The organism is Demequina sediminis, from assembly GCF_030296675.1.
Taxonomy (GTDB): Bacteria; Actinomycetota; Actinomycetes; order Actinomycetales; family Demequinaceae; genus Demequina; species Demequina sediminis.
The window spans coordinates 35,350-61,484 of the sequence record NZ_AP027736.1; the positions used below are offsets into that span (position 1 = coordinate 35,350).

23 protein-coding genes and 2 pseudogenes are annotated in these 26,135 nt (G+C 71.8%); 13 read left to right on the forward strand and 12 right to left on the reverse strand.

Annotation, left to right across the window (positions count from 1 at the left end; all coding sequences use genetic code 11):
• Positions 1-38: 38 nt before the first annotated feature.
• The 4 genes from QUE44_RS00165 (at position 39) to secA (ending at position 5,499) form a co-directional block, all read left to right on the forward strand.
• Positions 39-776: a ComF family protein gene (locus QUE44_RS00165; RefSeq protein WP_286215226.1), complete on the forward strand. Its 738-nt coding sequence runs from the start codon at positions 39-41 to the stop codon at positions 774-776.
• 240 nt (positions 777-1,016) lie between these two features.
• Positions 1,017-1,595 (forward strand): ribosome hibernation promotion factor, encoded by a 579-nt coding sequence (locus QUE44_RS00170; RefSeq protein ID WP_286215228.1) that lies wholly within the window; start codon positions 1,017-1,019, stop codon positions 1,593-1,595.
• A 62-nt stretch (positions 1,596-1,657) separates the two neighbouring features.
• Positions 1,658-2,554 (forward strand): DMT family transporter, encoded by an 897-nt coding sequence (locus tag QUE44_RS00175; protein ID WP_286215229.1) that lies wholly within the window; start codon positions 1,658-1,660, stop codon positions 2,552-2,554.
• 47 nt (positions 2,555-2,601) lie between these two features.
• Positions 2,602-5,499, forward strand: coding sequence for a preprotein translocase subunit SecA (secA, locus tag QUE44_RS00180; protein WP_286215230.1), 2,898 nt, complete (start codon positions 2,602-2,604; stop codon positions 5,497-5,499).
• Between the two features lie 72 nt (positions 5,500-5,571).
• Here the strand turns inward: secA and QUE44_RS00185 are convergent, their stop codons facing one another.
• Both QUE44_RS00185 and QUE44_RS00190 read right to left on the reverse strand, forming a co-directional pair.
• The gene (locus QUE44_RS00185; RefSeq protein ID WP_286215231.1) at positions 5,572-5,964 is read right to left on the reverse strand and encodes an Rv3235 family protein; all 393 of its coding nucleotides are present in this window, start codon (positions 5,962-5,964) and stop codon (positions 5,572-5,574) included.
• Entirely contained in the window at positions 5,961-6,155 is a 195-nt protein-coding gene (locus QUE44_RS00190) for a LysM peptidoglycan-binding domain-containing protein (protein ID WP_286215232.1), read from the reverse strand. Before QUE44_RS00190 ends, QUE44_RS00185 begins: the two co-directional genes overlap by 4 nt.
• A 724-nt stretch (positions 6,156-6,879) precedes the next feature.
• On the opposite strand from QUE44_RS00190, the gene QUE44_RS00195 reads away from it, so the two are divergent.
• Positions 6,880-7,389: a hypothetical protein gene (locus QUE44_RS00195; RefSeq protein WP_286215233.1), complete on the forward strand. Its 510-nt coding sequence runs from the start codon at positions 6,880-6,882 to the stop codon at positions 7,387-7,389.
• Between the two features lie 39 nt (positions 7,390-7,428).
• On the opposite strand, the gene QUE44_RS00200 is transcribed toward QUE44_RS00195, so the two are convergent.
• Positions 7,429-7,641: a helix-turn-helix domain-containing protein gene (locus QUE44_RS00200; RefSeq protein ID WP_286215235.1), complete on the reverse strand. Its 213-nt coding sequence runs from the start codon at positions 7,639-7,641 to the stop codon at positions 7,429-7,431.
• Between the two features lie 109 nt (positions 7,642-7,750).
• On the opposite strand from QUE44_RS00200, the gene QUE44_RS00205 reads away from it, so the two are divergent.
• A complete protein-coding gene (locus QUE44_RS00205) occupies positions 7,751-8,353 on the forward strand; it encodes a CpaB family protein (RefSeq protein WP_286215236.1) in 603 nt (200 codons plus the stop codon).
• Positions 8,353-9,972 carry a DUF6912 family protein gene (locus tag QUE44_RS00210; protein ID WP_286215237.1) on the forward strand — a complete coding sequence of 540 codons (1,620 nt, stop codon included), beginning with the start codon at positions 8,353-8,355 and terminating at the stop codon, positions 9,970-9,972. Before QUE44_RS00205 ends, QUE44_RS00210 begins: the two co-directional genes overlap by 1 nt.
• A 34-nt stretch (positions 9,973-10,006) precedes the next feature.
• Here the strand turns inward: QUE44_RS00210 and QUE44_RS00215 are convergent, their stop codons facing one another.
• The 4 genes and pseudogenes from QUE44_RS00215 to QUE44_RS00230 all read right to left on the reverse strand — a co-directional run bounded on the left by QUE44_RS00215 (position 10,007) and on the right by QUE44_RS00230 (position 13,690).
• Positions 10,007-10,792 (reverse strand): inositol monophosphatase family protein, encoded by a 786-nt coding sequence (locus QUE44_RS00215; protein WP_286215238.1) that lies wholly within the window; start codon positions 10,790-10,792, stop codon positions 10,007-10,009.
• A 42-nt stretch (positions 10,793-10,834) separates the two neighbouring features.
• On the reverse strand, positions 10,835-11,851 hold the full coding sequence (rsgA, locus tag QUE44_RS00220) for a ribosome small subunit-dependent GTPase A (RefSeq protein WP_286215239.1): 1,017 nt from the start codon (positions 11,849-11,851) through the stop codon (positions 10,835-10,837).
• A pseudogene (gene aroA, locus QUE44_RS00225) lies at positions 11,852-13,175 on the reverse strand (3-phosphoshikimate 1-carboxyvinyltransferase). It lies immediately after the preceding gene.
• Positions 13,172-13,690: a DoxX family membrane protein gene (locus QUE44_RS00230; protein WP_286215240.1), complete on the reverse strand. Its 519-nt coding sequence runs from the start codon at positions 13,688-13,690 to the stop codon at positions 13,172-13,174. Before QUE44_RS00230 ends, aroA begins: the two are co-directional and overlap by 4 nt.
• A gap of 69 nt (positions 13,691-13,759) precedes the next feature.
• Here QUE44_RS00230 and QUE44_RS00235 point away from each other — a divergent pair, with 69 nt between their 5' ends.
• Entirely contained in the window at positions 13,760-14,494 is a 735-nt protein-coding gene (locus tag QUE44_RS00235; RefSeq protein ID WP_286216784.1) for a sigma-70 family RNA polymerase sigma factor, read from the forward strand.
• Positions 14,487-14,738: a mycothiol system anti-sigma-R factor gene (rsrA, locus tag QUE44_RS00240; protein ID WP_286215241.1), complete on the forward strand. Its 252-nt coding sequence runs from the start codon at positions 14,487-14,489 to the stop codon at positions 14,736-14,738. Before QUE44_RS00235 ends, rsrA begins: the two co-directional genes overlap by 8 nt.
• A gap of 136 nt (positions 14,739-14,874) precedes the next feature.
• Here the strand turns inward: rsrA and QUE44_RS14285 are convergent, their stop codons facing one another.
• The gene (locus QUE44_RS14285; protein WP_425305726.1) at positions 14,875-14,949 is read right to left on the reverse strand and encodes a 50S ribosomal protein bL37; all 75 of its coding nucleotides are present in this window, start codon (positions 14,947-14,949) and stop codon (positions 14,875-14,877) included.
• A 140-nt stretch (positions 14,950-15,089) separates the two neighbouring features.
• Between QUE44_RS14285 and QUE44_RS00245 the strand changes: the two genes are divergently transcribed.
• A complete protein-coding gene (locus tag QUE44_RS00245) occupies positions 15,090-16,178 on the forward strand; it encodes a type IV pilus twitching motility protein PilT (protein ID WP_286215242.1) in 1,089 nt (362 codons plus the stop codon).
• Between the two features lie 172 nt (positions 16,179-16,350).
• On the opposite strand, the gene QUE44_RS13785 is transcribed toward QUE44_RS00245, so the two are convergent.
• From QUE44_RS13785 to QUE44_RS00265, 4 genes and pseudogenes are all read right to left on the reverse strand, one after another.
• Positions 16,351-16,551, reverse strand: coding sequence for an SGNH/GDSL hydrolase family protein (locus QUE44_RS13785; RefSeq protein WP_350226850.1), 201 nt, complete (start codon positions 16,549-16,551; stop codon positions 16,351-16,353).
• Positions 16,552-16,942: 391 nt separating this feature from the next.
• Positions 16,943-20,664 (reverse strand): annotated as a pseudogene (locus QUE44_RS00255) (multifunctional oxoglutarate decarboxylase/oxoglutarate dehydrogenase thiamine pyrophosphate-binding subunit/dihydrolipoyllysine-residue succinyltransferase subunit).
• Between the two features lie 192 nt (positions 20,665-20,856).
• Positions 20,857-21,660 carry an ABC transporter permease gene (locus QUE44_RS00260; protein ID WP_286215243.1) on the reverse strand — a complete coding sequence of 268 codons (804 nt, stop codon included), beginning with the start codon at positions 21,658-21,660 and terminating at the stop codon, positions 20,857-20,859.
• The gene (locus QUE44_RS00265; RefSeq protein WP_286215244.1) at positions 21,657-22,547 is read right to left on the reverse strand and encodes an ATP-binding cassette domain-containing protein; all 891 of its coding nucleotides are present in this window, start codon (positions 22,545-22,547) and stop codon (positions 21,657-21,659) included. Before QUE44_RS00265 ends, QUE44_RS00260 begins: the two co-directional genes overlap by 4 nt.
• Positions 22,548-22,616: 69 nt before the next feature.
• Between QUE44_RS00265 and QUE44_RS00270 the strand changes: the two genes are divergently transcribed.
• The 3 genes from QUE44_RS00270 (at position 22,617) to QUE44_RS00280 (ending at position 25,927) form a co-directional block, all read left to right on the forward strand.
• Positions 22,617-23,921, forward strand: a complete 1,305-nt coding sequence (locus QUE44_RS00270; RefSeq protein WP_286215245.1) for a hemolysin family protein — start codon at positions 22,617-22,619, stop codon at positions 23,919-23,921.
• A complete protein-coding gene (locus tag QUE44_RS00275; RefSeq protein ID WP_286215246.1) occupies positions 23,918-24,958 on the forward strand; it encodes a hemolysin family protein in 1,041 nt (346 codons plus the stop codon). The genes QUE44_RS00270 and QUE44_RS00275 overlap by 4 nt, the downstream gene beginning before the upstream one ends.
• A gap of 156 nt (positions 24,959-25,114) precedes the next feature.
• Positions 25,115-25,927, forward strand: a complete 813-nt coding sequence (locus QUE44_RS00280; RefSeq protein ID WP_286215247.1) for a M15 family metallopeptidase — start codon at positions 25,115-25,117, stop codon at positions 25,925-25,927.
• Positions 25,928-26,135 lie beyond the last annotated feature (208 nt).

Below are 26,135 nucleotides of genomic sequence, written 5' to 3' on the forward strand. Positions count from 1 at the left end.
CTGGGGCTCCGGCGCGCGCGCCCCGGCACCCTCGAGGGGTGGAGGGCAGGCCGCCGGGACCGCTCGCGCGCGTGGCGCGCCTCGTGGTGCCCGTCGAGTGCCCCGGCTGCGGGCTGCCCGACGTGAAGTGGTGCGAGGAGTGCGAGTCGCAGTGGTGGGAAGAACCGCTGCGCTGCGACAGCGGTGCCCCGCGGCTCGGTGCCCTCGCGCCGCGCCTGCCCGTGTGGTCCGTCACCGAACTCGACGGCCCGGCGCACGCGCTGATCGGCGCGTGGAAGGACGCGGGCAGGCGCGACCTCGCGCGGCTGTTTGAGCCCGCGATGGCAAGGGCGGCGGCGCGGATCGCTCCCGCGCTCGCCGCGGTCGGTGGCGTCGACCGGTGGTGCGTCGTGCCGTGCCCGGCACGCGCCGCGCACACGCGCTCGCGCGGCGCGAACCTGCCGCTCGGTCTCGCGCGCGCCGCGGCGGCCGGCCTGGAGGCCGCGGGAGTGCGGGTGAGCGTCGCGGATGTGCTCGCCCCCAGCCGCGGCTCGTCGCGCGGTGCGGGGGACAGGGGACGATGGCGAGCGGGCGGCGCCGCGCTGCGCCGGGGTGCCGACCGCGAGGGCGTGGCGCCGGTGGTACTCGTCGACGACGTCCTCACCACGGGTGCCACCCTGGCGCGGGCCGCGCGGGCGTTGGGCGCGTCCGGGCTGGTGCCCGTGGCGGGCATCGTGCTTGCCTCCGCGCCCGGCCCGACGAGGTGGCGCGACCGCCCTCCGGGCGCGCTACTGTAGGAGTTCCAGGACGACGACCGTCGTACACCTTCCAGGCGAGGAGGTGATGCCGCAGGCGCGAGAAGCGCCGCCGCCCCTTGCCCCCTGGCCCGCACAGGGCCACCGCGACAGTGAAGGAGTTTTCGTCATGGAAATCGCCATCGTCGGACGGCACACCAAGGTCTCCGAGGACATGCGCCAGAAGATCTTCGAGAAGATGGAGAAGGTCGAGGCGCTCGCCCCCGCGCGACGCGTGCCGACGTGCATGTGGTCCATGAGAGGAACCCCAAGCACGCGAGCGACCGCGAGCGCGTCGAGATCACGGTCCACGGCCCTGGCGTCGTGCGCGCCGAGTCCGCCGCGGAGGACCGATACATCGCGCTGGACGGCGCCATGCAGAAGCTGGTCGAGCAGCTGCGCAAGATGCATGAGCGCAAGGTGCACCGCCACCAGGGCAAGACGGGCCTGCACAGCGTGCCGCCCGTGCCCGCGGTGCCGCCGTCCGGAGCGCCCGCCGGGACGCCCGCCGAGCCGGAGGCGCTCGCGAGCGCCGAGGCATGGGAGGGCGCCCCTGAGGGATCGCACCGCGAGATTCCGATCGACGGCACCCCCATCGTCATCCGCTCGAAGCGCCACAGCGCCGCGCCGATGAGCGTGGCTGAGGCGATCGACCAGATGGAACTCGTCGGTCACGACTTCTTCCTGTTCCACGACTCCGAGTCTGGGCTTGCGTCCGCCGTCTACCGGCGCCGCGGGTGGACCTACGGCGTCATCCACCTGTCGCAGACCGCCGAAGGCGAGGCAGACTCTGAGGCGGAGGACGAGCGCGAGAGCGCATAACTGACGCGGCCGGGCCGCATCCGAGTCATCCGCGGGCGCACGCGCCCCGCTAGATTTCTCGGGTGCGGCCCCGCCATTTCTCCTTCGTGGTCCTCGCGGCCACGCTGTGGGGCACCGGGGGCGCGCTTGGACACGCGCTGGCGCGTGACTCCGCCGTGCCCTCGGTCGCGGTCGCGATGTGGCGCATCCTGCTCGCCGGCCTCGTTCTTGCCGCCGTGCTGCAGGTGCTGGGGCGGCTGCGGCTGCGCGCCGTGACGCCCGCCATGTGGCGGCGCGCGGCGGTCATGGCTGTCTTCCTCGCGGTCTTCCAGGCGGCCTACTTCGCGGCGGTGGATCGTGCCGGAGTGGGCCTCGCGACCATGGTGACCATCGGCTCCTCGCCCCTCGCGGTGGCGGCCTTTGACGTCGTGGTGCGGCGGCATCGTCCCTCTGCTCGCACGGTCGCCGCGCTCGCGCTCGCCCTCGCGGGACTCGTGGCCCTCACGGGCGGCGCCGCGGAGGCCGGAGGCGGAAGTCACGCGATCGCGGGCGTGGGGCTCGCGCTGGTGGCCGGCGGGGCCTTCGCCGGGGTGTCGATCGTGGCCTCGGCTGCGGTGCCCGAGTGGGGAGGCGCGCGCCTCACGGCGGTCGCGTTCACGGGCGGCGGCCTCACCCTCCTTCCCCTCGCGCTCGCGACCGGCTGGGGCGTCCCGTCGAGCACGACGGGATGGGTCCTTGTGGGCGCGCTCGCGGTGATCGCCACGGCGATTCCCCACGCGCTCTTCAACGCGGGATTGGCGACCGTGCCGGCCGTCATCGCGACCATCGTCGCGCTGCTCGAGCCCCTGGTTGCCGCCGTCATTGGCGTGGTCGCGTTCTCCGAATCCCTGGGTCCGTGGCAGATCGTAGGCGCGCTCGCGCTCGGATCGCCTGTCGTGGTGTTGCGCCCTCAGCGAGACGCGCCGGTACCCCTCGCCTGACCGCCTACGATGGTCGGGGACCAAACTCGGAGAACGAGGAGCGCAAGGTGGCATTGATCGACCGCATCATCCGGATGGGCGAGGGGCGTGAACTGCGCCGTCTCCAGAAGGTGGTGACACTCACCAACGGCCTCGAGGACGCGTACCAGGAGCTCTCCGACGAGGACCTGCGCGCGTTGACCGACGAGTTCAAGCAGCGTCGCAGCGACGGTGAGACCCTCGAGGCGCTGATGCCCGAGGCATTCGCCGCCGTGCGCGAGGCCTCGCGCCGCACGCTCGGCCTGCGCCACTTCGACGTCCAGATCATGGGCGGCGGCGCCCTCCACCACGGCAACATCGCCGAGATGAAGACCGGTGAGGGCAAGACCCTCGTCGCGACGCTGCCCGCGTACCTCAACGCGCTCGACGGCAAGGGCGTGCACATCGTCACCGTCAACGACTACCTCGCGAGCTACCAGTCGGAGCTCATGGGGCGCGTGTTCCGCTTCCTGGGCCTCACCACCGGGTGCATCGTCGCCAACCAGACTCCCGAGGTGCGCAGGCGCCAGTACGAGGCCGACATCACGTACGGCACCAACAACGAGTTCGGCTTCGACCACCTGCGCGACAACATGGCGCTGCAGCCGTCGCAGCTCGTGCAGCGCGGCTACCACTTCGCGATCGTCGACGAGGTCGACTCGATCCTCATCGACGAGGCGCGCACGCCGCTCATCGTCTCCGGTCCCGCGTCGGGCGACAACAACCGCTGGTACGTCGAGTTCGCGCGGCTCGTGGGCGAGCTCGAGGCCGAGGTCGACTACGAGGTCGAGGAGAAGAAGCGCGCCGTGGGCGTGCTCGAGCCCGGCATCGACAAGATCGAGAAGGCGCTCGGCATCGAGAACCTCTACGACCCCGCCAACACGCCGCTGATCGGCTTCCTCAACAACGCCATCAAGGCCAAGGAGCTGTTCCGCCGCGACCGCGACTACGTGGTGCAGAACGGCGAGGTCGACATCGTCGACGAGCACACGGGCCGCCTGCTCAAGGGCCGCCGCTACTCGGAGGGCCTCCACCAGGCGATCGAGGCCAAGGAGCGCGTGCCGATCAAGGCGGAGAACCAGACCTACGCGTCGATCACGCTGCAGAACTACTTTCGCCTGTACGACAAGCTCGCGGGCATGACCGGTACCGCGCAGACCGAGGCGGCGGAGCTGCACTCGACGTACGGCATGGGCGTCATCCCGATCCCCACCAACCGGCCGATGATTCGCGAGGACAAGTCGGACCTGCTGTACAAGTCCGAGAAGGCCAAGTACGACGCGGTGATCGAGGACATCCTCGAGCGCAACGCGAAGGGCCAGCCCGTGCTCGTGGGCACCGTCTCCGTCGAGAAGTCGGAGACGCTCTCGAAGGAGCTGCGCAAGCGCGGCATCCAGCACACGGTGCTCAACGCGAAGCAGCACGAGAAGGAGGCGGCGATCGTCGCCGAGGCGGGCCGCAAGGGCGCCGTGACGGTCGCCACCAACATGGCCGGCCGCGGTACCGACATCATGCTCGGTGGCAATCCCGAGTTCCGTGCCGTCGCGCAGATGCAGGAGCGCGGGCTCGACCCGCACGAGAACCCCGAGGAGTACGAGCGCGCCTGGAAGGACGTGTTCGCGCAGGCGCAGGCCGACGTCGAGACCGAGCGCGAGGAGGTGCTCGAGGCGGGCGGCCTGTACGTGCTCGGCACCGAGCGTCACGAGTCGCGCCGCATCGACAACCAGCTGCGCGGACGCTCGGGACGCCAGGGCGACCCCGGCGAGAGCCGGTTCTACCTGTCGCTCGAGGACGACCTCATGCGCATGTTCCAGTCGGGACTCGCGGCGTCCGTCATGAACTCCGCGGCGCTGCCCGACGACCTTCCGATCGAGTCGAAGGTGCTCACGCGCGGCGTGCGCAGCGCGCAGGCGCAGATCGAGGGTCGCAACCACGAGATCCGCAAGAACATCCTCAAGTACGACGACGTCCTCAACTCGCAGCGTCACATCATCTTCGCCGAGCGCCGCCGCGTGCTCGACGGCGAGGACCTGCGCGACCAGATGCTGGGCTTCGTGGACGATGTCGTGGGCGGCTACGTGCGTGCGTCGACCCTGGTGGGCTCGCCCGACGAGTGGGACCTCGAGGCGCTGTGGCGCGACCTGCGCACCGTGTACCCCGTGTCCCTCACGATCGACGAGGTCGTCGAAGAGGCCGGCGACCTGTCCGGTCTCTCGACGGCCTTCTTGGAGCGCGAGATCAAGGCCGATGCCCGGCTCCAGTACGACCTCGTCGAGCAGAAGCTGGGCGAGAGCGTCATGCGTCAGGTCGAGCGCCAGGTGCTGCTGCAGGTCCTCGACTTCAAGTGGCGCGAGCACCTCTACGAGATGGACTACCTCAAGGAGGGAATCGGGCTGCGCGCGATGGGCCAGCGCGACCCCCTCATCGAGTACCAGCGCGAGGGCTACGGTCTCTTCGAGTCGATGACCGAGGCGATCAAGGAGCAGGCCGTCTCGATCCTGTACCGGGTCGAGAAGCGCGAGGCGCAGCCGCAGCAGGGCGTGACGGCGGATTCCGCGGCTCAGACCCCGCAGGCGGCGCAGACGGCTCAGGCGCAGCGCCAGGGTGCCGCGAGCCCCGCGCCGCGGGCGCCCGGCGGTGGCGCGGCGACGGTGCCTGGCCCAGCGGGGCAGCGACTGGTCGCCACGCCGGCCACCGGCTCGGTGGGCGGTCCCGTCCAGGCGAACATGGGTGCGCTGACGTTCTCGGGCCCGTCTCAGGACGGCACCGGAACGGCGAAGGTCGCGAAGCCCGCCGCGTCGGGTTCGAAGCCCTGGGAGGACGGCCGCGTCTTTGAGGGCGCGGGCAAGAACTCGCCGTGCCCGTGCGGTTCGGGTCGCAAGTACAAGATGTGCCACGGCAAGAACGACGAGAACGCGGAGCTGTAGCCCCGCTTCTCACCCGCGACAGGGCGGCGCTCCTTCCACCGGAGTGCCGCCCTGTCGCGTTGGCGGGGGAGGTCAGCCGATGTCGAGCACGGTGATGACCCACCGTCCCGCGAGGTCCTCGAGGCGCATCGCGATCGCGTGGGAGCGCGTGCCGATCTGCGCGACCGCTCCCACCTCCGCGGCGCCGCGCGACACGCGGCACGCACGCGCCCGCAGGATCTGTGGCTCGACGCCCCCGCGCCTGCCGGCGCGTCGCGCGAGCGAGTACTGCCGCGCGAGCGACGCACGCACCTCGGGCGTGATCCATCGCAGCAGCGTGTCCAGCCCGCCGCCGCCATGCACCACCTCGATTGCCGTCAACGCGACCGTGCAGGCGAGCGGGGTCGGGTCTCCCAGGCTCGGGCGGGCGCGTCCGTAGATGTCGCGGTGAGCGGGGCTGGGCGCCCACTCCGGCTCGGCGCTCACGAGCGCTCTCCCGTGAGAGCGGAGGGCAGCTCGAGGCGCTGGCCGGGGTGGATGAGCGAAGGGTCATCGCCGATCACCTCGCGGTTTGCGTCGTAGAGCGCCGGCCACGCCGCGGCGATCTCCGCCTCACGCGCTCCCTCGCCGAGGGCGCTCGCGGTGATCGACCACAGCGAGTCGCCCGCCACCACCACGCGAAACGGGGGCGGCGCCGGTTCAGGCGCCGGCTCGGACTCCCGCCCCGACGCTGGCTGCTCCGCGTGGTGCGCTGGCGGGACCGGCGACGGCGCCTCGGTGGCGGGCGCCCACACGACGGGTGCAGGCGTGGGGGAGGGGGCTGGGACGTGGCGGCGGAGGGCGCGGGTGAGGTGGGCAGCCATCCCGCGGAAGGCGGCGGATCCGCGGCATGCGCCGCTCCCGCGCTCAACGCGGCGGCCACGAGCCCGCCCGCCACGCCGCGCGCCACGCGCCCGGTCCATCGCGGCGCGGCGCGGCCTCGCAGCCGCGCCGCCGACGCGGCCACGACCTCGACGAGAAACCGCGCCGCCGCGAGAGCCGCCACGGCCCCCGCGGCGATGGCGATGACGTCCGCCGCCTCCCAGGCCCGCCAGTCCGTCGCGCTCGCGAGCCGCCACGACAGCGCGGCCCCCGCGGTCCCCAGCGCCGCCACGGCGACCACGGCCGCCGCCGCTCCCGCCGCCGCTCCCGCCGCCGCTCCCGCCGCCGCTCGCGCCGCCTGCCATCCGCCTTGCTCCTGTCGCGCGCGCCCCTGCGCCATTGCCGTGCCCCCCACGTCGCGCATCTTCCACCCCTCGTGTCATGCTGTTTGGTGCAGTTTGATGAAACATGATGTGCATAGCTGAGGTGGCCTGTCCACTCGAACGGCGCAACTGTGGACGGCGCGGCTAGCGTGGCGCCATGCGCTGGGAACTCCTGTTCGCCGACCTCGAGGCGCGGCTCACCGCGGCCGAGCGCGCCGAACTCGACGCCGAGATCGACGAGCGCGCACGCGACGAGCGTGCCGACGTCGCGCTGGCCGCCCGACTGCTCGCGGCCAAGGGTCGGCGGATCGTGCTGGTGGTGCGCGGAGGGACGCGCGTGGCGGGCACCCTCGTGGACGGGGCGGGAACGTGGGCGCTCGTGGAGTCGGTGACGGGCGAGGCGCTCGTCCCGCTCGCCGCCGTCACGTCCGTCGAGGGCCTGCCGCGCGTCGCTGCCGCCGTGGGAGCCGTGGACGCACGCCTCCGCATGAGCACCGTGCTGCGTGAGCTTGCCGAGGCGCGCGTGCCGGTGATCGTGGAGGTCGACGGCGATCAGTGGCGAGGGGTGATCGTCGCAGTGGGAGCCGACCATGTCGACCTCGCGGGTCCGCGCGGCGAACGGGCGGTTCCGCTCGCGGCGGTGCTCATGGTGAGGGCCGCGCCCTAGCGAAAGCGACGCCGCCCGAGGGGGCGCCGAAAGCGGCGGCTAGTGCGTCTCGCGCTCGCGGACCTGCTCGCGGGTCGCGGCGTACTGGCGCGCGATGTACTCCTCGAGGACCGTGCGCTCGATGCGCCACTGGCCGCGCCCGCCGACCTGGATCGCGGGCAGATCGCCCGACCTCACGAGGGCGTAGGCCTGCGGCGAGGAGATGTTGAGAATCTCCTGCACGTCGCTGAGCTTGAGGAACCGAGACTGCACCTCAGCATTGTGACACGCCACACGGCGGCATGCGTCGTGTCCACAGCCCTCGCGAGGACGCTCTGCACCAGGCATGATGAACCTAGCGAGCGGCCAAAGGGGGGTGCCGATGAGCGGAGATACTCGACCGGTGGCGGCGAGGGTGCGCCCACCCACGTGGAAGGACCCGCGGCTCGTGGTGGGGCTCGTGCTCATCGCGGTGGCCGTGGTCGCGGTGGTGAGCGTGCTGCGCGACGCAGACCGCACGGTGCCGGTGTACGCGGCCCACGGCACGCTCGTGCCCGGCACGGTGCTCGACGAGTCGACCGTGGCGGTGGTGCACGTCCGGGTAGGCGAGGGATACCTCGAATCGCCCGCCGATGCGCCGTTCGGCAGGGTGCTGACCCGCACCGTCGCCGACGGGGAGCTCATCCCCGCATCGGCGCTCACAGAACCCGACCGCTTCGACGGCCGTCCCGTCGCGGTGGTCACGACCGCACCCGTCGCCGAGGCGGTCCGTCCCGGCACGCTCGTCGACGTGTGGGTCACGCCCGAGGATGCGCCGTCCGCGCGCATGGGCGAGGCGCTCGTGGTCTCCGCGATCGACCGCGAGGAGGGCGGCTTCTCGCTGGGCGGCGAAACCGTGTATGTGGTGGTGCCCGCGCAGGACGTGGGGACGATGCTCGACGCGCTGGCCTCGGCGGCGGAGGTCGCGGTCGTGGGGATCGGCTGATGGCGGCCGTGGGGGTGGTGGTCGCGGTGATGGGCCCCGAGGAGGCCAGGGTGGTCGCCGAGATCGAGGCGCATCCCGGCCTTGCGGTGGTGCGCCGATGCGCGGACCTGGCCGAGGCCGTGGGCGCCGCCAAGGCCGGGCTGGGCGCGGTCGTGATCGTGTCGGACCAGCCCCACTTGGATGGCGACGCGCTCGCGGCAATCCGCGGCGCGGGCGTGCGGGTGCTGGGGGTGGCCTCTCCCGACGCCGCACGCCTCGCATCCCTCGGGGTGCCCGTGCCGTCCGGTCCGCTCGCCGAGGCGGTGCTCGCCGCGATCGAGCGACCCGCACCCGAGCTGATCGCCCCGCCAGCGCTCGGCGGCGGGGTGGTCGTCGCCGTGTGGGGCACGGGTGGGGCTCCCGGTCGCACGACCGTCGCCGTGACCCTGGCGACCGAGGCGGCGAGGTCAGGGGTCTCGACGCTGCTGGTCGACCTCGACACCTACGGCGCGTCGGTCGCCACCGCGTGGGGCCTGGCCGACGAGACGCCGGGGGTCGCGGCCGTGGTGCGTGCCGCCGCCAGGGGAGAGGATCCCTCCGCCGTCCTCGCGCGCCACACCGTGACGGTGGCGCCCTCCCTCACGGTGCTCACCGGGCTGACGCGGGCGGCGCGGTGGCCCGAGATTACGCGCGCGGGACTCGAGCGGCTGTGGCCCGCGCTGCGCGCCGCTGCCGAGCTGATCGTGGTCGACCTGGCCGCGCCGGCCGAGGACGGCGGACCCTACGCCGGCACCGCCCCCATCGCGACACCGCGACCGTCGCGACCCTCGACGAGGCCGACACGGTCATCGCCGTCGGCGGAGCCGAGCCCCACCAGCTGGTCAGGCTCGTGCATGCGCTGCTCGACCGTGAGGGCCCTCCTCCCGTCGTCGCGGTCAACCGGATCCGCGCGTCCGTGGCAGGGGCACGCCCCGAGGATGCGATCGCGGCCACCCTGGGCCGTCACGCCGGCATCACGGAGGTGTGGCCGCTGCCGTGGGATCAGCGCGCGTGCGACGCCGCGGTGCGCGACGGACGGACGCTCACCGAGGTCGCCCCGCGGTCTCCGCTGGTGCGCGCGATCGCCGCGATGGGGGCCGCGGTGCTCGCCTCCGCGCGCGCCTCGCGTGGCGTGTCCGTCCCGATGCCAGACTGAAGGCATGCGCGTCTACATTCCCGCCACGGTCGTCGATCTGCCGCGTTGCGCGGACGGGTTGTGGGAGCCGCCGCTCGCCTATGCCGTGACCGAGAGGCTGCTCGAGATCACCGAGACGGACGACGCCGACGAGCTCGCGGAGATCGCACGCGACGAGGCCGCTCGCGCCTCGGTGATCGAGGTCGGGTCGCCCCTGCGCGTCGTGGTGGTCGCCGAGCTCACGCGCGCCGAGCTCACTCCCGACCCCGACCTGCACCCCGCGGCCGTGCGCGTCTCGGGACGCATCCCGGCGAGCGCGATCGCGTGCGCGTTCGTCGACGAGTCCGCCGCGGCGGGCGACGTGCGGGACGCCGTCGGCGGCTCGGACGATGCCCTCGATCGCCTCGAGGAGCGCGACCTGCTCTGGTACGACGCGTCAGAGCTCGCGAACTTCCCGCTGACGTAGGCCGTGCATCGTCCGTGGACCGCGTGCCGGGCCCTCAGCCGAGGCGGCTCAGGACCTCGTCGTGGAGCAGGCCGTTCGTCGCGAGTGCGTTGCCGCCGTACGGCCCCGGCGTGCCATCCACCCCCGTGAACCGCCCGCCAGCCTCCTCGACGATCGCCACGAGCGCGGCCATGTCGTAGAGCTCGAGCTCGGGCTCCGCGGCGATGTCCACCGCGCCCTCGGCCACGAGCATGTAGCTCCAGAAGTCGCCGTACGCGCGCGTGCGCCCCGCCGCGTCGAGCAGGTCAAGGAACTGCCCGTAGCGTCCGATCTCTCGCCAGCCGCTGAGCGACGAGTACGACACCGACGCACGCTCGAGCGCGGCGACGTCCGATACGTGCAGCCTGCGCGCGGTCGCCTCGGACTGGCCCGCCCACGCGCCCTGGCCGCGCGCCGCGAACCAGCGCCGTCCCAGGGCGGGGGCACTCACCACGCCCACCGCGGCATCGTCCCCATCGAGCAGGGCGATCAGCGTCGCCCACACGGGGACGTCGCGCACGAAGTTCTTGGTGCCGTCGATCGGGTCGACCACCCAGCGCCGCGCCGCCTCTCCCGCGGTGCCGTACTCCTCGCCCACGAACGCGTCCGCGGGACGGTGCTGCGCGATGAGCCGGCGCACCGTCTGCTCCGCGGCGCGGTCGACGGCCGTCACCGGGGTGTCGTCGGGCTTGGTCTCCACGGTGAGATTGCCGGTCGCGAAGTTCGCGAGCGTGAGGCGGTCCACCTCGTCGGCGATCGCGAGGGCCAGCAGGAGATCGTCGGCGTAGGGGGCGTCCGTCATGCGCCCAGGCTACCGGCGGGGGGACGATGCCTGGGGTGGGGATCAGTAGGCGTCGCCCGCGGCGCGGGACGCGAGCAGGCGGCGAATGGACTCCACGCGCACGTGCCGGTCGGGGGAGCCGGCCGCCCACGCGTCGAGAGCGCAGCCGGACTCCGCCGACTCGTGCGCGCATGCGCGCGGGCAGTGCTCGTCGGCCGCCGCGGCCACGTCGGGGAAGGCCAGGATGAAGTGCTCGGGGTCGACGTGCGCGAGGCCGAACGAGCGCACGCCGGGAGTGTCGACGATCCTCCCGCCGCCGGGCAGCTCGTACATCACGGCCGACGTCGACGTGTGACGCCCGCGGCCCGTGACGTCGTTCACCACGCCCACCGCGCGGCCCGCGTCGGGCACCAGCGCGTTGACGAGCGTCGACTTGCCCACGCCGGAGTAGCCCACCATGACGGTCGTGAGGCCCGCGAGGGAGGCGCGCAGGTCGAGGAAGCCGGGATCCGCCGCGGGCCCGCCCGCGCGCAGGACCGACGTCTCGATGACCCTCACGCCGAGCGGCTCATACGCCGCGCGCAGGGGGTCGGCACTCGCGAGGTCGGCCTTGGTGAGCACCAGGAGCGCGGTCATGCGTGCGTCGAAGGCGGCCACGAGGCAGCGATCGATCATGCGCGCGTTGGGCTCGGGGTCGGCGAGCGCGGTCACGATCGCGAGTTGGTCGGCGTTGGCGACGATCACGCGCTCGGTGATGTCCGTGTCGTCGGCCGTGCGGCGCAGCGCGGTGCGGCGCTCGTCGCGGCGCACGATGCGCGCGAGCGTGTCGGGGCGGCCCGAGACGTCGCCCACGATGCCCACCGCGTCGCCGATCACCAGCCCGCGCCTGCCGAGCTCACGCGCCTTGACCGCGATGACCTGGGTGCCGTCGACGCGCGTGGTGTAGCGGCCGCGGTCCACCCCCACAACGGTGCCGGGAACGGCGTCCTCGTGCGCGGGCCGGATCTTGGTGCGCGGCCGCGAGCCGCGCCGGTTGGGCCTGACCCTGGCGTCGGACTCGTCGTACTCGCGCGGCGTCACTCAGCCATCCAGCATGCCGCGCCACAGCGCGGGGAAGTCCGGCATCGTCTTGGCCGTGGTGCCGACGTTGAGAACGCTGACGCCGGGCACCGCCAGCCCGATGATCGCGGCGAAGGTCGCCATGCGGTGATCGTGATAGGTCTCCATCACGGCGCCGCCGAGCGCGTCGGCCGCGCTCACGCCCGCGGGCAGGCCGCCGAACGTGAGCGAGTCCGCGTCGGCGGTGCAGTCGCCGCCCAGACGGCTCACCTCGGTGGCGATCGCCGCAAGGCGGTCGGTCTCGTGGCCGCGCAGGTGCCCGATTCCCGTGAGCCGCGAGGGCCCTCGGCGAGCGCGCACAGCGCGGCGATCGTGGGGGTGATCTCGCCGGCGGGGGAGAGGTCGGCGTCGATTCCGCGCAGGGTTCCCGTGCCCGTCACGGTCATGACGTCGCCCTCGAGCGTGCAGGTGGCGCCCATGCGGGTGAGCAGCTCGGGGTAGTACGCGCCGGGCTGCGTGGTGGTTGCCGGCCAGCCGGGAATGCGCACCGTGCCGCCCGCGACCAGCGCTGCCGCCATGAAAGGTCCCGCGTTGGAGAGGTCAGGCTCGACGCGCACGTCGCCCAGGCGGAGGTCGCCGGGGTGAACCACCCACGTGCGCTCGTCGGGCTGGTCGACCACGATTCCGGCCTCGCGCAGCGTCTCACACGTCATGTCGATGTGCGGAAGGCTCGGCAGAGTCGCGCCCGTGTGGCGAATGGTGAGCCCCTGCGGCAGGCGCGGCGCCGTCAGCAGGAGCCCCGTGACGAACTGCGAGGAGGACGACGAGTCGACCTCGACCACGTCGGGAACCTCGGCGGGGGAGTGACGGTGAAGGGCAGCGTGCCCCTACCGTCGTCATCGACCGTCGCGCCCAAGAGACGCAGCGCGTCCAGGAGTGGTCCCATGGGCCGCACGCGCGCGCCCTCGTCGCCGTCGAAGGACACCGGCGAGTCGGCCAGCAGGACCATCGGGGGGACGAAGCGCATCACGGTTCCCGCGAGGCCGCAGTCGACGTGCGCGCCGCCGCGCACCGCGGCGGGCGTGACGAGCCATTCGTCGGTCGAGTCGTCGATGCCGATTCCGAGCGCGCGCAGCGCACTCATCATGAGGTCGGAGTCGCGCGAGCGCAGACCGCCGCGCACGGTCACGGGCTCGGCGGCGAGGGCCGCGAGCACCAGGTAGCGGTTGGTGAGAGACTTCGACCCTGGGACGGACACCGTGGCGTCGAGCGGGGCGCTCGCGACGGGCGCGTCCCAGACCTCGCCGAGTCCCGTGCCCTGGGGAAGTGTCGAGGCGCCGCTCACGCGGAGCGCTTCTTGGACACCGCCGCCTTGGCGGCGATCTTGGCCTCCTTGGCCTTGATCTTTGCGGCCGCGGCCTTGTCCTTGGCCTTGACCTTCTTGGCCTTCTTGCGCGCGATGTGGCGAGCGCTGTGGCCGGCGGTCGCCGCGAGCAGCACCCCGCCCACGAGCGACACGTTCTTGAGGAACTGCTCGAGCTCGGCCTCGCGGCGGGCCTCGTCCGTTTCGTTCCAGAACGGGTGTGCGAGCACCGCCGTGGCCGTCGCGAGTCCCGCGAGCCCGAGCGCGGCGGAGCGCGGGCTGCGCGAGAGCGCGAGCGCCGATGCGAAGGCGATCGACGCGGCGCCGTGCGCCTTCACCAGGTCCGTGGCGCGCACCTCCTCGAGGCCAAGCTCCTTGAGCGCGGGCTCCACGGCGGGCGCGACGCGCGCCGCGCGGGGCTCGGGATCGAGATAGGACTGCACACCTCCGTAGATGAACCACGAGGCGAGCAGAGGCCTGGCAAGAGCGCGCAACATGTCTCCTACGCTATCAACACCGCCGTCCGGCGTCAGGGCGGCGGACGCGGTGCGGGCAAGGCCCCCGCCATAGGCCGCCGCGCGGGGCGGGAATGTGACGCGTCATCTCTCCGTTCCACCCCCGTGACGACCACCGTGGAGCAGACCTCGCGACCCGCGACTGTCGCGTCCGCGCGCGCCGCTGTACGCTCGCAGGCGATGACTGACACGACGGATTTCGATTTCGAGGCAGAGGCGCTGGGCTACATGGACCAGCTCTATGCCGCCGCGCTACGCATGACGCGCAATGGGGCCGACGCCGAGGACCTGGTGCAGGAGACCTTCGCGAAGGCCTTCGCCGGACGCGACAAGTTCACGCCTGGCACCAACCTCAAGGCGTGGCTCTACCGCATCCAGACCAACGCCTTCATCAACACGTACCGCAAGAAGCAGCGCGAACCCAAGCGCTCGGACGCGGAGACGGTCGAGGACTGGCAGTTGGCCGCGGCGGCGGAACACACCTCGAGCGGGCTCGCGTCCGCCGAGGACTCTGCCCTCGATGCGTTGGGCGACGACGAGATTCGTCGCGCGCTGTCGGAGCTGTCGGAGGACTTCCGCATGGCCGTCTACCTCTCGGATGTCGAGGGGTTCGCCTACAAGGAGATCGCGCAGATCATGGACACACCGGTGGGGACGGTGATGTCGCGCCTGCACCGCGGACGCAAGCTGTTGCGCGAGAAGCTTCGGGACTACGCCGCCGAGCGTGGTCTCTACGAAAGGACCCCGGTGAAGAAGGACGAGGACGGGGGCGTGTGCCGTGCCTAAGCCAGAGTGTGAAGAGGCCCTGGATCGCCTCTTTGAGTACATCGATCACGAGCTCCCCGAGGAGGAGATTCACCGGATCGGTGAGCACCTCAAGGAGTGCCCTCCGTGCGAGGCGGAGCACAAGATCAACGAGAAGATCAAGCGACTCGTCAACCGCACGGGCCACGACGTCGCTCCGGAGGACCTGCGTGATCGCATCCTCATGACCATCCGGGCCGCGCGCCCGGATGTCGGCGGGAACTAGGCAGGGCATCGTCCCCAGGGACGATGCCGCGCTCGCGGGGGCGCGACCGTCACCCGGGCGCGGGAGCCCCTAGAGATGACTGAAGCCGCATCGGCACTGCCGATGCGGCTTCGTCGTAGATCCGGGCGGACGCGGCTCAGGCGTTGGGCCGCTTGCCGTGGTTGGCGCCGGACTTCGCGCGCGACTTGCGCTTGCGGCCTCGCTTGCTCACTTGCGTTCCCCTTTCTGGACACGAATTCAGACCCCCTATCCTCCCACACCTGACGGACTCGTCACACCCCCGCATCGGCGGGCCGTGCGGGACGCTACGCTCGCCTCAAGCCGCCCCCCGCTCATGCCGATGGAGTGACCGTGAGTGATCAGCCCCAGTCCGTGATCCCGTTCCTGCACGCGCTCGCCTCGACGGGCGGCTCCGACCTGCACTGCAAGGTCGGCTCTGCCCCGCGCGTGCGCGTCGACGGGCGCCTGCGCAAGCTGCAGGTGCCGCCGCTGACCGCCGACGACACGCGACACATGGTGGCGCAGGTGCTGCCGGAGGACCTGGTGGCGGTGTTCCGCGACACGCACGAGGCCGACTTCGCGTTCTCGCTGTCCGGCGTGGGTCGCTTCCGCGTCAACGCATACGTCGCGCGCGGCACGGAGTCCCTGGTGTTCCGCCGTGTCGCGGTGGGCGCGCAGAATTTCGAGGAGCTGGGGCTGCCGCCCGTCATCGCGGACCTCGCTCTCGAGCCGCGCGGGCTCGTGCTCGTGACGGGCCCCACCGGATCCGGAAAGACCACGACGCTCGCGTCGATGATCGACCTCATCAACACGTACCGCGAGGTCAACATCGTCACGATCGAGGACCCCATCGAGGTCCTCCACGCGGACAAGAAGGCGATCATCTCCCAGCGCGAGGTGCGCTCCGACACGCTCGACTTCACGAGCGCGCTGCGGGCCGCGATGCGCCAGGACCCCGACGTCATCATGGTCGGCGAGATGCGCGACATCGAGACGGTGCGCGCCGCGCTCTCGGCCGCCGAGACGGGCCACCTGGTGCTCGCGACTCTCCACACGGTGGATGCGCAGGACACCATCAACCGCATCGTCGACTTCTTCACCCCGCACGAGCAGAGCCAGGTGCGCGCGACGCTCGCGCAGACGCTGCGCGGAATCGTGTCGCAGCGCCTCGTGCGCCGCGGCGACGGCACGGGACGCACGCTGGTCGCGGAGGTCATGGTCAACACGGGCCGCACCGCCGAGGCGATCGTGGATCCCTCGAGCCAGCCGCCCATCCTCGACCTCATCGCCGACGGCGAGTACTACAAGATGCAGACCTTCGACCAGCACCTGTTCGCGCTCGTGCGCGACGGCGTGGTGGGGCTGGACGATGCCGTGGCGATCGCCTCCCGCCCGCACGACCTGCTGGTTGAGCTGCGCGGAGCGGGAATCGTCGACTGACGCGGGCCGGGCGGCCTGAAGCGCGGGCGAGTCGCGTCGGTCGCCCGCGATCCGGGTCGATCCGGCCTCCATCGCGCACGGATCCGCGCAGCGCCCGCAGCACAGGTCCGCGGCTCGGGTCTGAGACTCGGATCGGCGGCTCGGATGGGAGGCTCGGGCCTGGGACGCCGGGCTAGACGGCCGGCTGCTCGATTCCGAGCCACGAGTGCCACCGCGAGTGCAGCACGAGCCACGCCATGAGGCCGTAGCCGGCCTGGCGGGGGAGCGCATCGTCGCCGGTGGCCATGTCCGCCGCCCACTGCTCGTGGCGTACGAGCGGCCCGTACATGTCGACGTATCCGACCCCACGCCGGGAGGCGGCGTCCTCGCACACGGCCGCGAGCTCCGCGATGCGAGGGTTGTCCTGGTCACGACCGGGGGAGGGCCCGCGATGAGGGTCTCGAAGCCCAGCGCGTGCGCGCGGTCGAGGAAGTTCGCGACGTTGAGCCGCGTCATGGTGGCGGACACGCCGCGCAGCGCGTCGTGACGACCGATCGCGAAGAGCACGTAGCTGGTCTCGGCCTCGGCGTGACGAGTGCGGCGCAGCGCTTCCTCGTCCCAGCGGCTCGTGAGCTCTCCCGTGGTCTCTCCCGGCACCGCGAGGGTGTGGAACGCGAGGTCGGGCGCGAGTGGCAGGGTGCGCGCCGCGACCCGTCCCGCCCATCCCATCGCCTTGGGGTCGCCGTGGCCCGCGACGAGCTCGTCGCCCACGAGGAAGACGTTTCTCATCGCGCGAACGCCCGCCGGACCAGGTCGGTCTGTTCGGCCGCGTGACGCGAGGCGAGCCCCGACGCGGGGGAGGCCGAGGCCGACCGCGACACGACCGACACCGTCGAGCCCACCACCTGGGGAAGGCTGAGCGACATGCGCGACCATGCGCCCTGGTTGTGCGGCTCCTCCTGGACCCACACGAGCTCCGCGCCGTCGAATGGCGCGAGCGCCTCCTTGATCGACTCGGGTACGAGCGGATAGAGCTGCTCGAAGCGGACGATCGCGGTCGAGGTGTCGCCCGACCGGTCGCGCTCGGCGACCAGGTCGTAGTACACCTTGCCCGCGCACATGAGCACGCGGTCCACGTTCGCCGGGTCGACGCTGGGGTCGCCGATCACGGGCTCGAAGGTGCCCGTGGTGAAGTCCTCGACCGAGGACTGCGCCGCGCGCAGGCGCAGCATCGACTTGGGGGTGAAGACCACGAGCGGCTTGCGCGGGCGGTTGTAGCCCTGGCGGCGCAGCAGGTGGAAGTAGCTGGCCGGGGTCGACGGCATCGCGGCGATCATGTTCTCCTCCGCGCACAGCTGGAGGAAGCGCTCGACGCGTGCCGACGAGTGATCGGGTCCCTGACCCTCGAAGCCGTGCGGCAGCAGCAACACGACGGACGAGGACTGTCCCCACTTCTGCTCTGCCGAGGAGATGAACTCGTCGATGATGGTCTGTGCGCCGTTGACGAAGTCGCCGAACTGCGCCTCCCACAACACGAGCGCGTCGGGGCGCTCGACCGAGTAGCCGTACTCGAAGCCCACGACGGAGTACTCGGACAGCGGCGAGTCGAAGATGTGCAATCGCGCCTGGTCGGAGGACAGATACAGCAGCGGGGTCCACTCGGCGCCGGTGTTGCGGTCGTGATAGACCGCGTGGCGCTGGACGAACGTGCCGCGGCGGCTGTCCTGGCCCGAGACGCGCACGGGCACGCCCTCCTGCAGCAGCGTGCCGAAGGCCAGGATCTCTCCGTAGCCCCAGTCGATGCCGCCCTCGCGGCTCATCTGCTCGCGCTTCTCGAGCAACTTCTCGAGCTTGGGGTGGACGGCGAAGCCCTCGGGCGGGCGCACGTGGGCGCGGCCGATCCTCTCGATCTGGCTCGCGGTGACGGCGGTCTTCCACCCCACCATGACGCCGGCATCGGAGGACTGCGAGGCGGGTAGCTCGAGGCCGGCCACAGACTCGGCGTGCTCCGCCGGCTTGTAGCCCTCACGCGTCTCGATGAACACCCGCTCGAGCTGCGACAGGTAGTCCTTCGAGACCGCCTCTGCCTCCTCCGTGGTGATGTCCCCGCGGCGGATGAGCGACTCCGTGTAGAGGTGGCGCACCGAGCGCTTGGCCTCGATGAGGTCGTACATGCGCGGCTGCGTCATCGAGGGTCGTCGCCCTCGTTGTGGCCGCGGCGGCGGTAGCAGACCATGTCGACGATCACGTCGCGACCGAAGCGCTCGCGGTACTCGAACGCGAGCCGCGCGGCGCGCACGCACGCCTCGGGGTCGTCGCCGTTCACGTGGAAGATCGGGATCTGGTAGCCCTTGGCGATGTCCGTGCAGTAGCGCGTCGACCGCGAGCTCTCGGGCCCGGTGGTGAAGCCCACCTGGTTGTTGATGATGACGTGGACCGTGCCGCCCGTGCGGTAGCCCTTGAGCAGGGCCATGTTGATGGTCTCCATCACGACGCCCTGGCCCGAGAAGGCCGCGTCACCGTGGATGAGGACCGGAAGCACGGGGTAGCCGTCCGTCGCGGGGTCGGCACCCAGCGCGTCGAGCTTCGCGCGCACGATGCCCTCGAGGACGGGGTTGACCGCCTCGAGGTGCGAGGGGTTGGCAGCGAGGTAGACGCGCGTGGTCGCGCCGGACTCGGCGGTGAAGGTGCCCTCGGTGCCGAGGTGGTACTTGACGTCTCCGGAGCCCTGGACCGAGCCGGGCACCGCGGTGCCCTCGAACTCCGAGAAGATCTGCCCGTAGCTCTTGCCCGCGAGGTTCGCGAGCACGTTGAGGCGGCCGCGGTGCGCCATGCCGATGCACACCTCGTGCACCCCGGCCTCGGCCGCGGCGCTCATCACGGAGTCGAGCAGCGGAATGAGCGACTCGCCGCCCTCGAGCGAGAAGCGCTTCTGTCCGACGTACTTGGTCTGCAGGAAGGCCTCGAACGCCTCCGCGGCGTTGAGGCGGTGCAGGATCCGCAGGTGCTCCTCGCGCGTGGGCTTGGTGTAGCCGTGTTCGAGCCGCTCCTGGAAGAACTGACGCTGCTCGCGATCCGCGATGTGCATGTACTCGAGGCCGATGGTCCGGCAGTACGCGTCGCGCAGGCGCCCGAGGACGCCGCGCAGCGTCCACTCGTCCTGACCGGCGAATCCCGCGGTCTGGTACGAGCGGTCGAGGTCCCACAGCGTGAGGCCGTGTGTCTGGACGTCGAGATCGGGGTGCTTGCGCGGGCGGGACGACAGCGGGTCGACGTCGGCCATGAGGTGGCCGCGCGAGCGGTACGCGTGGATGAGCTCGGCGATGCGCGCGGGCTTGGCAGCCTCGGCCGCGGGGTCCGTCGCGGAATCTTGGACCCACCGCACCGGCTCGTACGGGATCCGGATTGAGGAGAAGACGCGGTCGTAGAAGCCGTCGAGGCCGAGGAGCTTGCGGTGCACCAGGCCCAGGAACTCGCCCGACTGCGCGCCCTGAATCACGCGGTGGTCGTACGTCGAGGTCAGGGTCATCACCTTCGAGATGCCGAGGCGAGCGACCACCTCCTCGGAGGCGCCCTGGAACTCGGCGGGGTAGTCCATCGACCCCACGCCGACGATCGCGCCCTGGCCGCGCATGAGGCGCGGCACCGAGTGGACCGTGCCGAGCGTGCCGGGGTTGGTGAGCGTGAGCGTCGTGCCCTGGAAGTCGGTGGCTTGCAGGGCCCCGCCGCGCGCGCGGCGCACGACGTCCTCGTAGGCGGCCCAGAAGGCCGCGAAGTCCATCTGGTCGGCGCCCTTGATCGACGGCACCAGCAGCTGGCGCGTGCCATCGGGTCGCGCGAGGTCGATCGCGAGGCCCAGATTGACGCTCGCGGGCGTCTGCAGCGCGGGCTTGCCGTCCTCCTCGACGTACGCGACGTTCATCGCGGGGAACTCGGCGATCGCCTCGACGATCGCGAAGCCGATGAGGTGCGTGAAGCTGACCTTGCCGCCGCGGGTGCGCGCGAGGTGGTTATTGACCACGACGCGGTTGTCCATGAGCAGCTTCGCGGGGATGGTGCGCACCGAGGTCGCGGTGGGCACCGCGAGGCTCGCCTCCATGTTCTCGACCACGCGCGCGGCGGGTCCGCGCAGGCGCGAGATGCCCTGCTCGACGTCCTTCGCCTCGAGCGGCGTGTGGTCGGGGCGCTGCAGGTACGCGGCGGTGGGTGCCTGCGCGGTCGCGATGGGCTGGGTCACGCTCGGGTCGGCATCGGGGGCGGACTCGGCTGGCGCGGACGCGGGTGCCTCCTCGGCGGCCGGGTTGGCCGGTGAGGACGATGCCTGGGGCGGGGACGATGCCTGAGGTGAGGACGATGCCTGAGGCTGAGAGGGCGCGGGAGCCGGGGGAGCGGGCGGGGGTGGTGGCGGCGGGGGAACCGCCTGCGAGGAGGCCGGTGCCGGGGCGTCTGCGTCGGAGGCAGATGCCGGTTCGTCGGCGCCGGCGGCCCCATGCGCGTTGCCGAGAATGAGCGACGCGACGGACGGGGCACCTGCTGCTCGGGTGACGGAGACGCGGTCCGTCTCGGGCACGGAGGTGTCTGGGGACACGTTGAGGCCGCTCACTTTCTTGGCGCATCAGCGTCGGTGGTGACTGGTGGTCCTATCTTCGTCCTTCAACGAGCGGGCCCGGAACCGTGTGCCCGCCATTTGGGTAAATCGTTACGTGAGATCGCGCCGGAACGTGGTGAGCCAGCCGATCAGTGCTGCCACTCCACCATAGGCCAGCAGGACCGCGAGTCCGGCCCCCGACGGCAGGAGCGACGCGAGTCCCGAGGCCGAGTAGAGGCTCGATCCCACGATCGCCTCACCCGCCGCGCCCGGCAGGAAGCGCGCCACGGGAGCGGCGGCCTCCCAGAAGCCCGCCGCGACGCGCAGCAGCGGCTCGACCAGTTGCGTCCACGCGAGCAGCCCCACGATCACCACCACCTGGTTGGTGACGGCGCATCCGAAGCCCACCCCGACGAGCAGCCACGCGCCCATCGCGACCACCGTGAGACCCAACGCCTTCCAGGTGTCGGGCTCCCCGAGCATCGTCTCTTGGCCCGCCGCCGCGAGAGACGCGGACCCGACCCCGAGCGACACCGCTGCGGTCGCGAGCCCGTAGAGGACCGCGAACGGAAGCGCGGCACCCACCTTGGCGAGGATCACGCGCGCGCGGCGCGGCTCGGCGAGCAGCGTGGTCTCGATCGTGCGGTGACGGAACTCGGACGTGACGAGCAGTGCGCCGAACGCGAGGGGGAAGACGTAGGCGAGCGAGACGCCCGCGGTGTAGACCGTGAGCGCGAGCTGCTCGGGCGCGAGGGCGCCCGGCTCGCCCGCGGCACCCGACGCCGTGCCGCCGAACGCGAAGGCGAAGGCGAAGACCGCCGCGAAGAACGCGACCGCTCCGGACTGGATGACCAGCAGGACCCACCACAGCCGCGTGGTGAGGGCCTTGCGCAGCTCGGATCGCACCGCGTTCATGCCGCCTCCTCCGTCATGCGCAGGAACACCGTCTCGAGGCTCTCGCCGCCGCCCTCGAGCCCGTGGACCTCGAGTCCAGCCGCGAACGCGCGTGCGCCGAGGTCGGCCGCGGTGATGTCGGGCACCGTGAGCTCGTGCGTGGAGGCGAGCGTGGCGCCGGGGAGGTCGGCCGCGAGGCGTGATAGCCGCTCCGCGTCGGGGGAGCGCAGCGTGGCCCTGGGGCGGGCAAGGCCGCGCAGGTCCGCGAGCGCCGACGCGTGGCGCACGCGGCCGCGCGCGATGATCACGACGTCGTCGACCGTCTGCTCGACCTCGGCGAGCAGGTGAGAGGACAACAGCACCGTGCCGCCGCGCGCCGCATAGGCACGCAGGAAGGCCCGCATCCAGGTGATGCCGGCGGGATCGAGGCCGTTTGCTGGCTCGTCGAGGATGAGCGCCTGCGGGTCGCCCAGCAGCGCCGTCGCGAGTCCCAGCCGCTGGCGCATGCCCAGCGAGAAGCCGCCCACACGCCGGTTCGCGGCGTCGCTCATGCCCGTGAGGCCCAGCACCTCGTCGCAGCGGGCGTCGGTGGCGCCGACGAGCGGGGCGACCACCCGGAGGTGGTCGCGCGCGGTGCGCCCGGGGTGAAACGCGGGCTCGAGCTGCGCGCCCACGACCGTGCCGGGAGAGGAGAGGTCGCGATACGTCGCGCCGCCGATGCGCGTGTCGCCCGACGTGGGCGTCACCAGGCCGAGCAGCGCGCGCAGCGTGGTGGACTTCCCGGCGCCATTGGGTCCCAAGAAGCCGGTAACGCGCCCTGGCTTGGCCTCGAACGTGGCGCCCTCGACCGCTGTGACGGCACCAAAGCGCTTGGTCAGCGACTCCACCTCGATCAACGGACCCCGCATCGTCTTCCCTCCGTCGTTGGCGTCCGTCTATCCTTTCATCACCATGGACCCTGACAGTTCCCGTCCTCGATGACCGCCTGGGTCCTCCTCGGGCTTGGCGTCCTGCTGACGCTGGGCACCGCGATCTTTGTCGCCGCCGAGTTCTCGCTGGTCGCTCTCGACCCGGCCCACGTCGAGGACTCACTGCGCGGCAAGCGCGTGCGCCGTGCGCTGCGCCACCTGTCGACGCAACTGTCCGGCGCGCAGGTCGGCATCACGCTCACGACCATCCTGCTGGGCTACACGGCGCAGCCGGCGCTCGTGTCGCTCCTCGAGGTGCCGCTGTCCACGACGGTCGCGTCGCGTGCCGCGGTCGCGGCGCTCGCCGGAGCGCTCTCGCTCGTGATCGTCAACGCCTTCTCGATGATCGTGGGCGAGCTGGTGCCCAAGAACATGGCCCTGGCCGAGCCCATGCGCACGGCAAAGATCGCCGCGCCACTCAACATGGCCTTCACGGCCGCATTGCGTCCCGTCATCGCCTCACTCAACGGCGCGGCGAACGCGATCCTGCGGCTGCTGGGCATCGAGCCCCGGGAGGAACTCGCGGGCGGGCGTTCGCGGCAGGAACTCGCCGCCTTGGTGCGTCGCAGTGCCGAGGCGGGCACGCTCGCGCCGTCGACCGCGCTGCTGCTCAAGAACTCGATCGAGCTCGACAACCTGGCCGCGATCGACGTCATGACGGACCGCACGCGCATGGCGACCCTCGGCAGGGACGCGACCGCGGCCGATGTCATCGCGGCGTCGCGCGCCAGCGGCCACTCGCGCTTCCCCGTGGTGGGTGACGGATCGGACGATGTCGTGGGGCTGGTCCACCTGCGTTCCGCGATCGCGGTGCCGGCCCATGAGCGTGCGCGGCGGTCGGTGAGGGCGTTCATGGTCGACGCCCCTCGCATCCCCGAGACCCTGCAGATGGGCCCGCTCCTGGTCGAACTGCGCGGCCTCGGGTACCAGTGCGCGATCGTGGTTGACGAGTACGGCGGTACCGCGGGATTCGTGACGCTTGAGGACGTGGTCGAGGAGCTCGTGGGGGAGGTCGCCGATGAGCACGACCGCAGGCGCGCCGCCGTCCACCGCGCTCCCGGCGGGGCGTGGATCGTGCCAGGCGAGCTGCGGCCGGACGAGGTGCACGAGCGCACGGGACTGGTGATCCCCGAGTCGCCAGCGTACGAGACCGTCGGTGGCTATGTGATGGCCGCACTGGGGCGCGTCGCGGAGCCGGGCGACACGGTCGACGGCGCGGACGTGCGTCTGCGCGTCGAGCGCATGGAGGGTCGCAGGATCGATCGCCTGCGCCTCGAGCCCGTGTCTCCCGAGCGAGACGAGGACGAGTCGTGAGCCCCGGGATGACGCTCGCGGTCGTGGGACTGCTGCTCGCGAACGCCTTCTTTGTCGGCGCCGAGTTCGCGATCATCTCCGCGCGCCGCAGCTCGATCGAGCCGCGCGCCGCCGCCGGATCGCGCGCGGCACGCACGGTGCTGTGGGCGATGGAGAACGTGTCGCTCATGCTCGCGACGGCCCAGCTGGGCATCACGGTGTGCTCGGTGACGCTGGGCGTGGTGGCCGAGCCCGCTCTCGCCCACGCGCTCGAGCCTGTCCTCGAGTCGCTGGGCGTGCCGCTCGCGGCGACGCACGGCATCGCCGTCGCGATCGCGCTGCTTGTGATCGTGGGCCTCCACGTGATCGTGGGCGAGATGGTGCCCAAGAACGCCGCGGTCTCCAGCCCCGACCGGGCCGCGCTGGTCTTCGGGCCGCCGCTCGTCGCGATCGCGCGCGCCGCGCGGCCGATCATCGGGGCGCTGAACTGGGTGGCCAACGGGATCGTGAGGCTGCTGGGCTTCGAGCCCAAGGACGAGGTGACCTCGGCCTTCACGGCGGACGAGGTCCACAGCATCGTCGAACGGTCCTCCGCGGAGGGCACGATCTCGGACCCCACGGGGCTGCTGACGACCGCGATCGAGTTCTCGGAGAGGTCGGTCGAGGAGGTCATGGTGCCCGCGGACCAGGTGCATGCCGTGCCGCGCGGGGTGACGGTCGACGGACTCGAGGACGCGGCGACGCGCACCGGCTTCTCGCGTTTCCCGGTGAGCGAAGACGGCGCGCTCGTGGGCTACCTCCACATCAAGGACGCCCTCTACGCGCGGCCGGGAGAGCGCGAGGAACCCATCCAGGCGTGGCGCGTGCGCGATCTGCCGACGATCGCCCACGACGCGCAGGTAGAGAGCGCGCTCGCGCTCATGCGCCGCTCGGGCGCCCACGTGGCCGCCGTGACGCGGGATTCGACGACGCTCGGCATCGTCTTCCTCGAGGACATCATCGAGGAGCTCGTCGGAGAGGTGAGGGACTCCCTCGCTCGCCGCGAGAGCGGCGCCTGACGGGCTCAGGTTCCCCCGGCATCGTGCCGATGTGACTGACGTGACACACAGGGGGTTGGCCTCATCGTTACCATTTGGTAATAATTGACCCGGTCCCCGTTGCTTGGCGGGGCACGAATCTTCTGTTTCCGAGACGTCCGGGAGGACATGGTGAGCATGCGCGGCGCACTGCACACGCCGCGTTCCGCCCACCCCTCTCGCCACCCCGCGCGGCACCCGTCGCGCAAGGAGCGGCGCATCGAGCAGACGCAGGAAATCCAGATCCGGACCACCCACCTGCGACGCAAGATCGCGACGCGCACGGGCGTGCTTGTGGGCTTCGTGGCCGCGATGGTGGTCTACCCCGTGATGGGCACGATCGCCCCCTACGCGAACGCAGCCGAGCAGCTGCCCGGTGTGGTCGTGGGCGAGTCCCCCACCACCGCCACGGCGATCCTGGGTGCCGGCCCGCAGTTCGAGGCCTCCGACCTTCCGCTTCCCACGGTCGACGACCAGTCGGGTGCGGTCCTCACGTCGGCCGACGTCCCCGTCGCGTCGAACCTGCTTCCAGACTGCGACCCGGAGTTCTCCGGCCCGATGAGCAACGGCCAGCTCAGCAGCGACCAGCTGTGCAACCTGTGGGTCTCGGGAGAGCAGATGCGACCCGACGCCGCACTCGCGCTCGCGGCGCTTAACGAGCGCTTCAAGACCGAGTTCGGCACGGACATCTGCATCGCCGACACGTACCGCTCGATCTCGGACCAGTACTCGACCAAGGCGACGCGCGGCTACCTGGCCGCGACGCCGGGCACCTCGATGCATGGCTTGGGCCTCGCGGTCGACTTCTGCCGCTCTCACGCCTCGGGCGTGTACCTGTCGTGGTTCAAGCGCAACGCCGCGACCTACGGCTTCTGGAACCCGGACTGGGCGAAGACGTCGAAGTACGAGCCCTGGCACTGGGAGTACCAGACCTTCACCGCGTACGAGTAGGGCGTTGCCGGGCAGGCTGCCTGGCTCCGAGCGGACTGTCGCGACGTGGGCGCACGCCGTGCGCGGTGTCCGAACCAGCGCGTGGCGCGTCTCCCCGAGGTGTAGGAAGGGAGACGAGGGCGGCCATCATCCCTGGTCGCCCGCCCCCGCGCGACGATGCGCCGGCCACGAGCCGCGCGCGGTGTCGCCCGAGCGCTGAGGAGGCCGC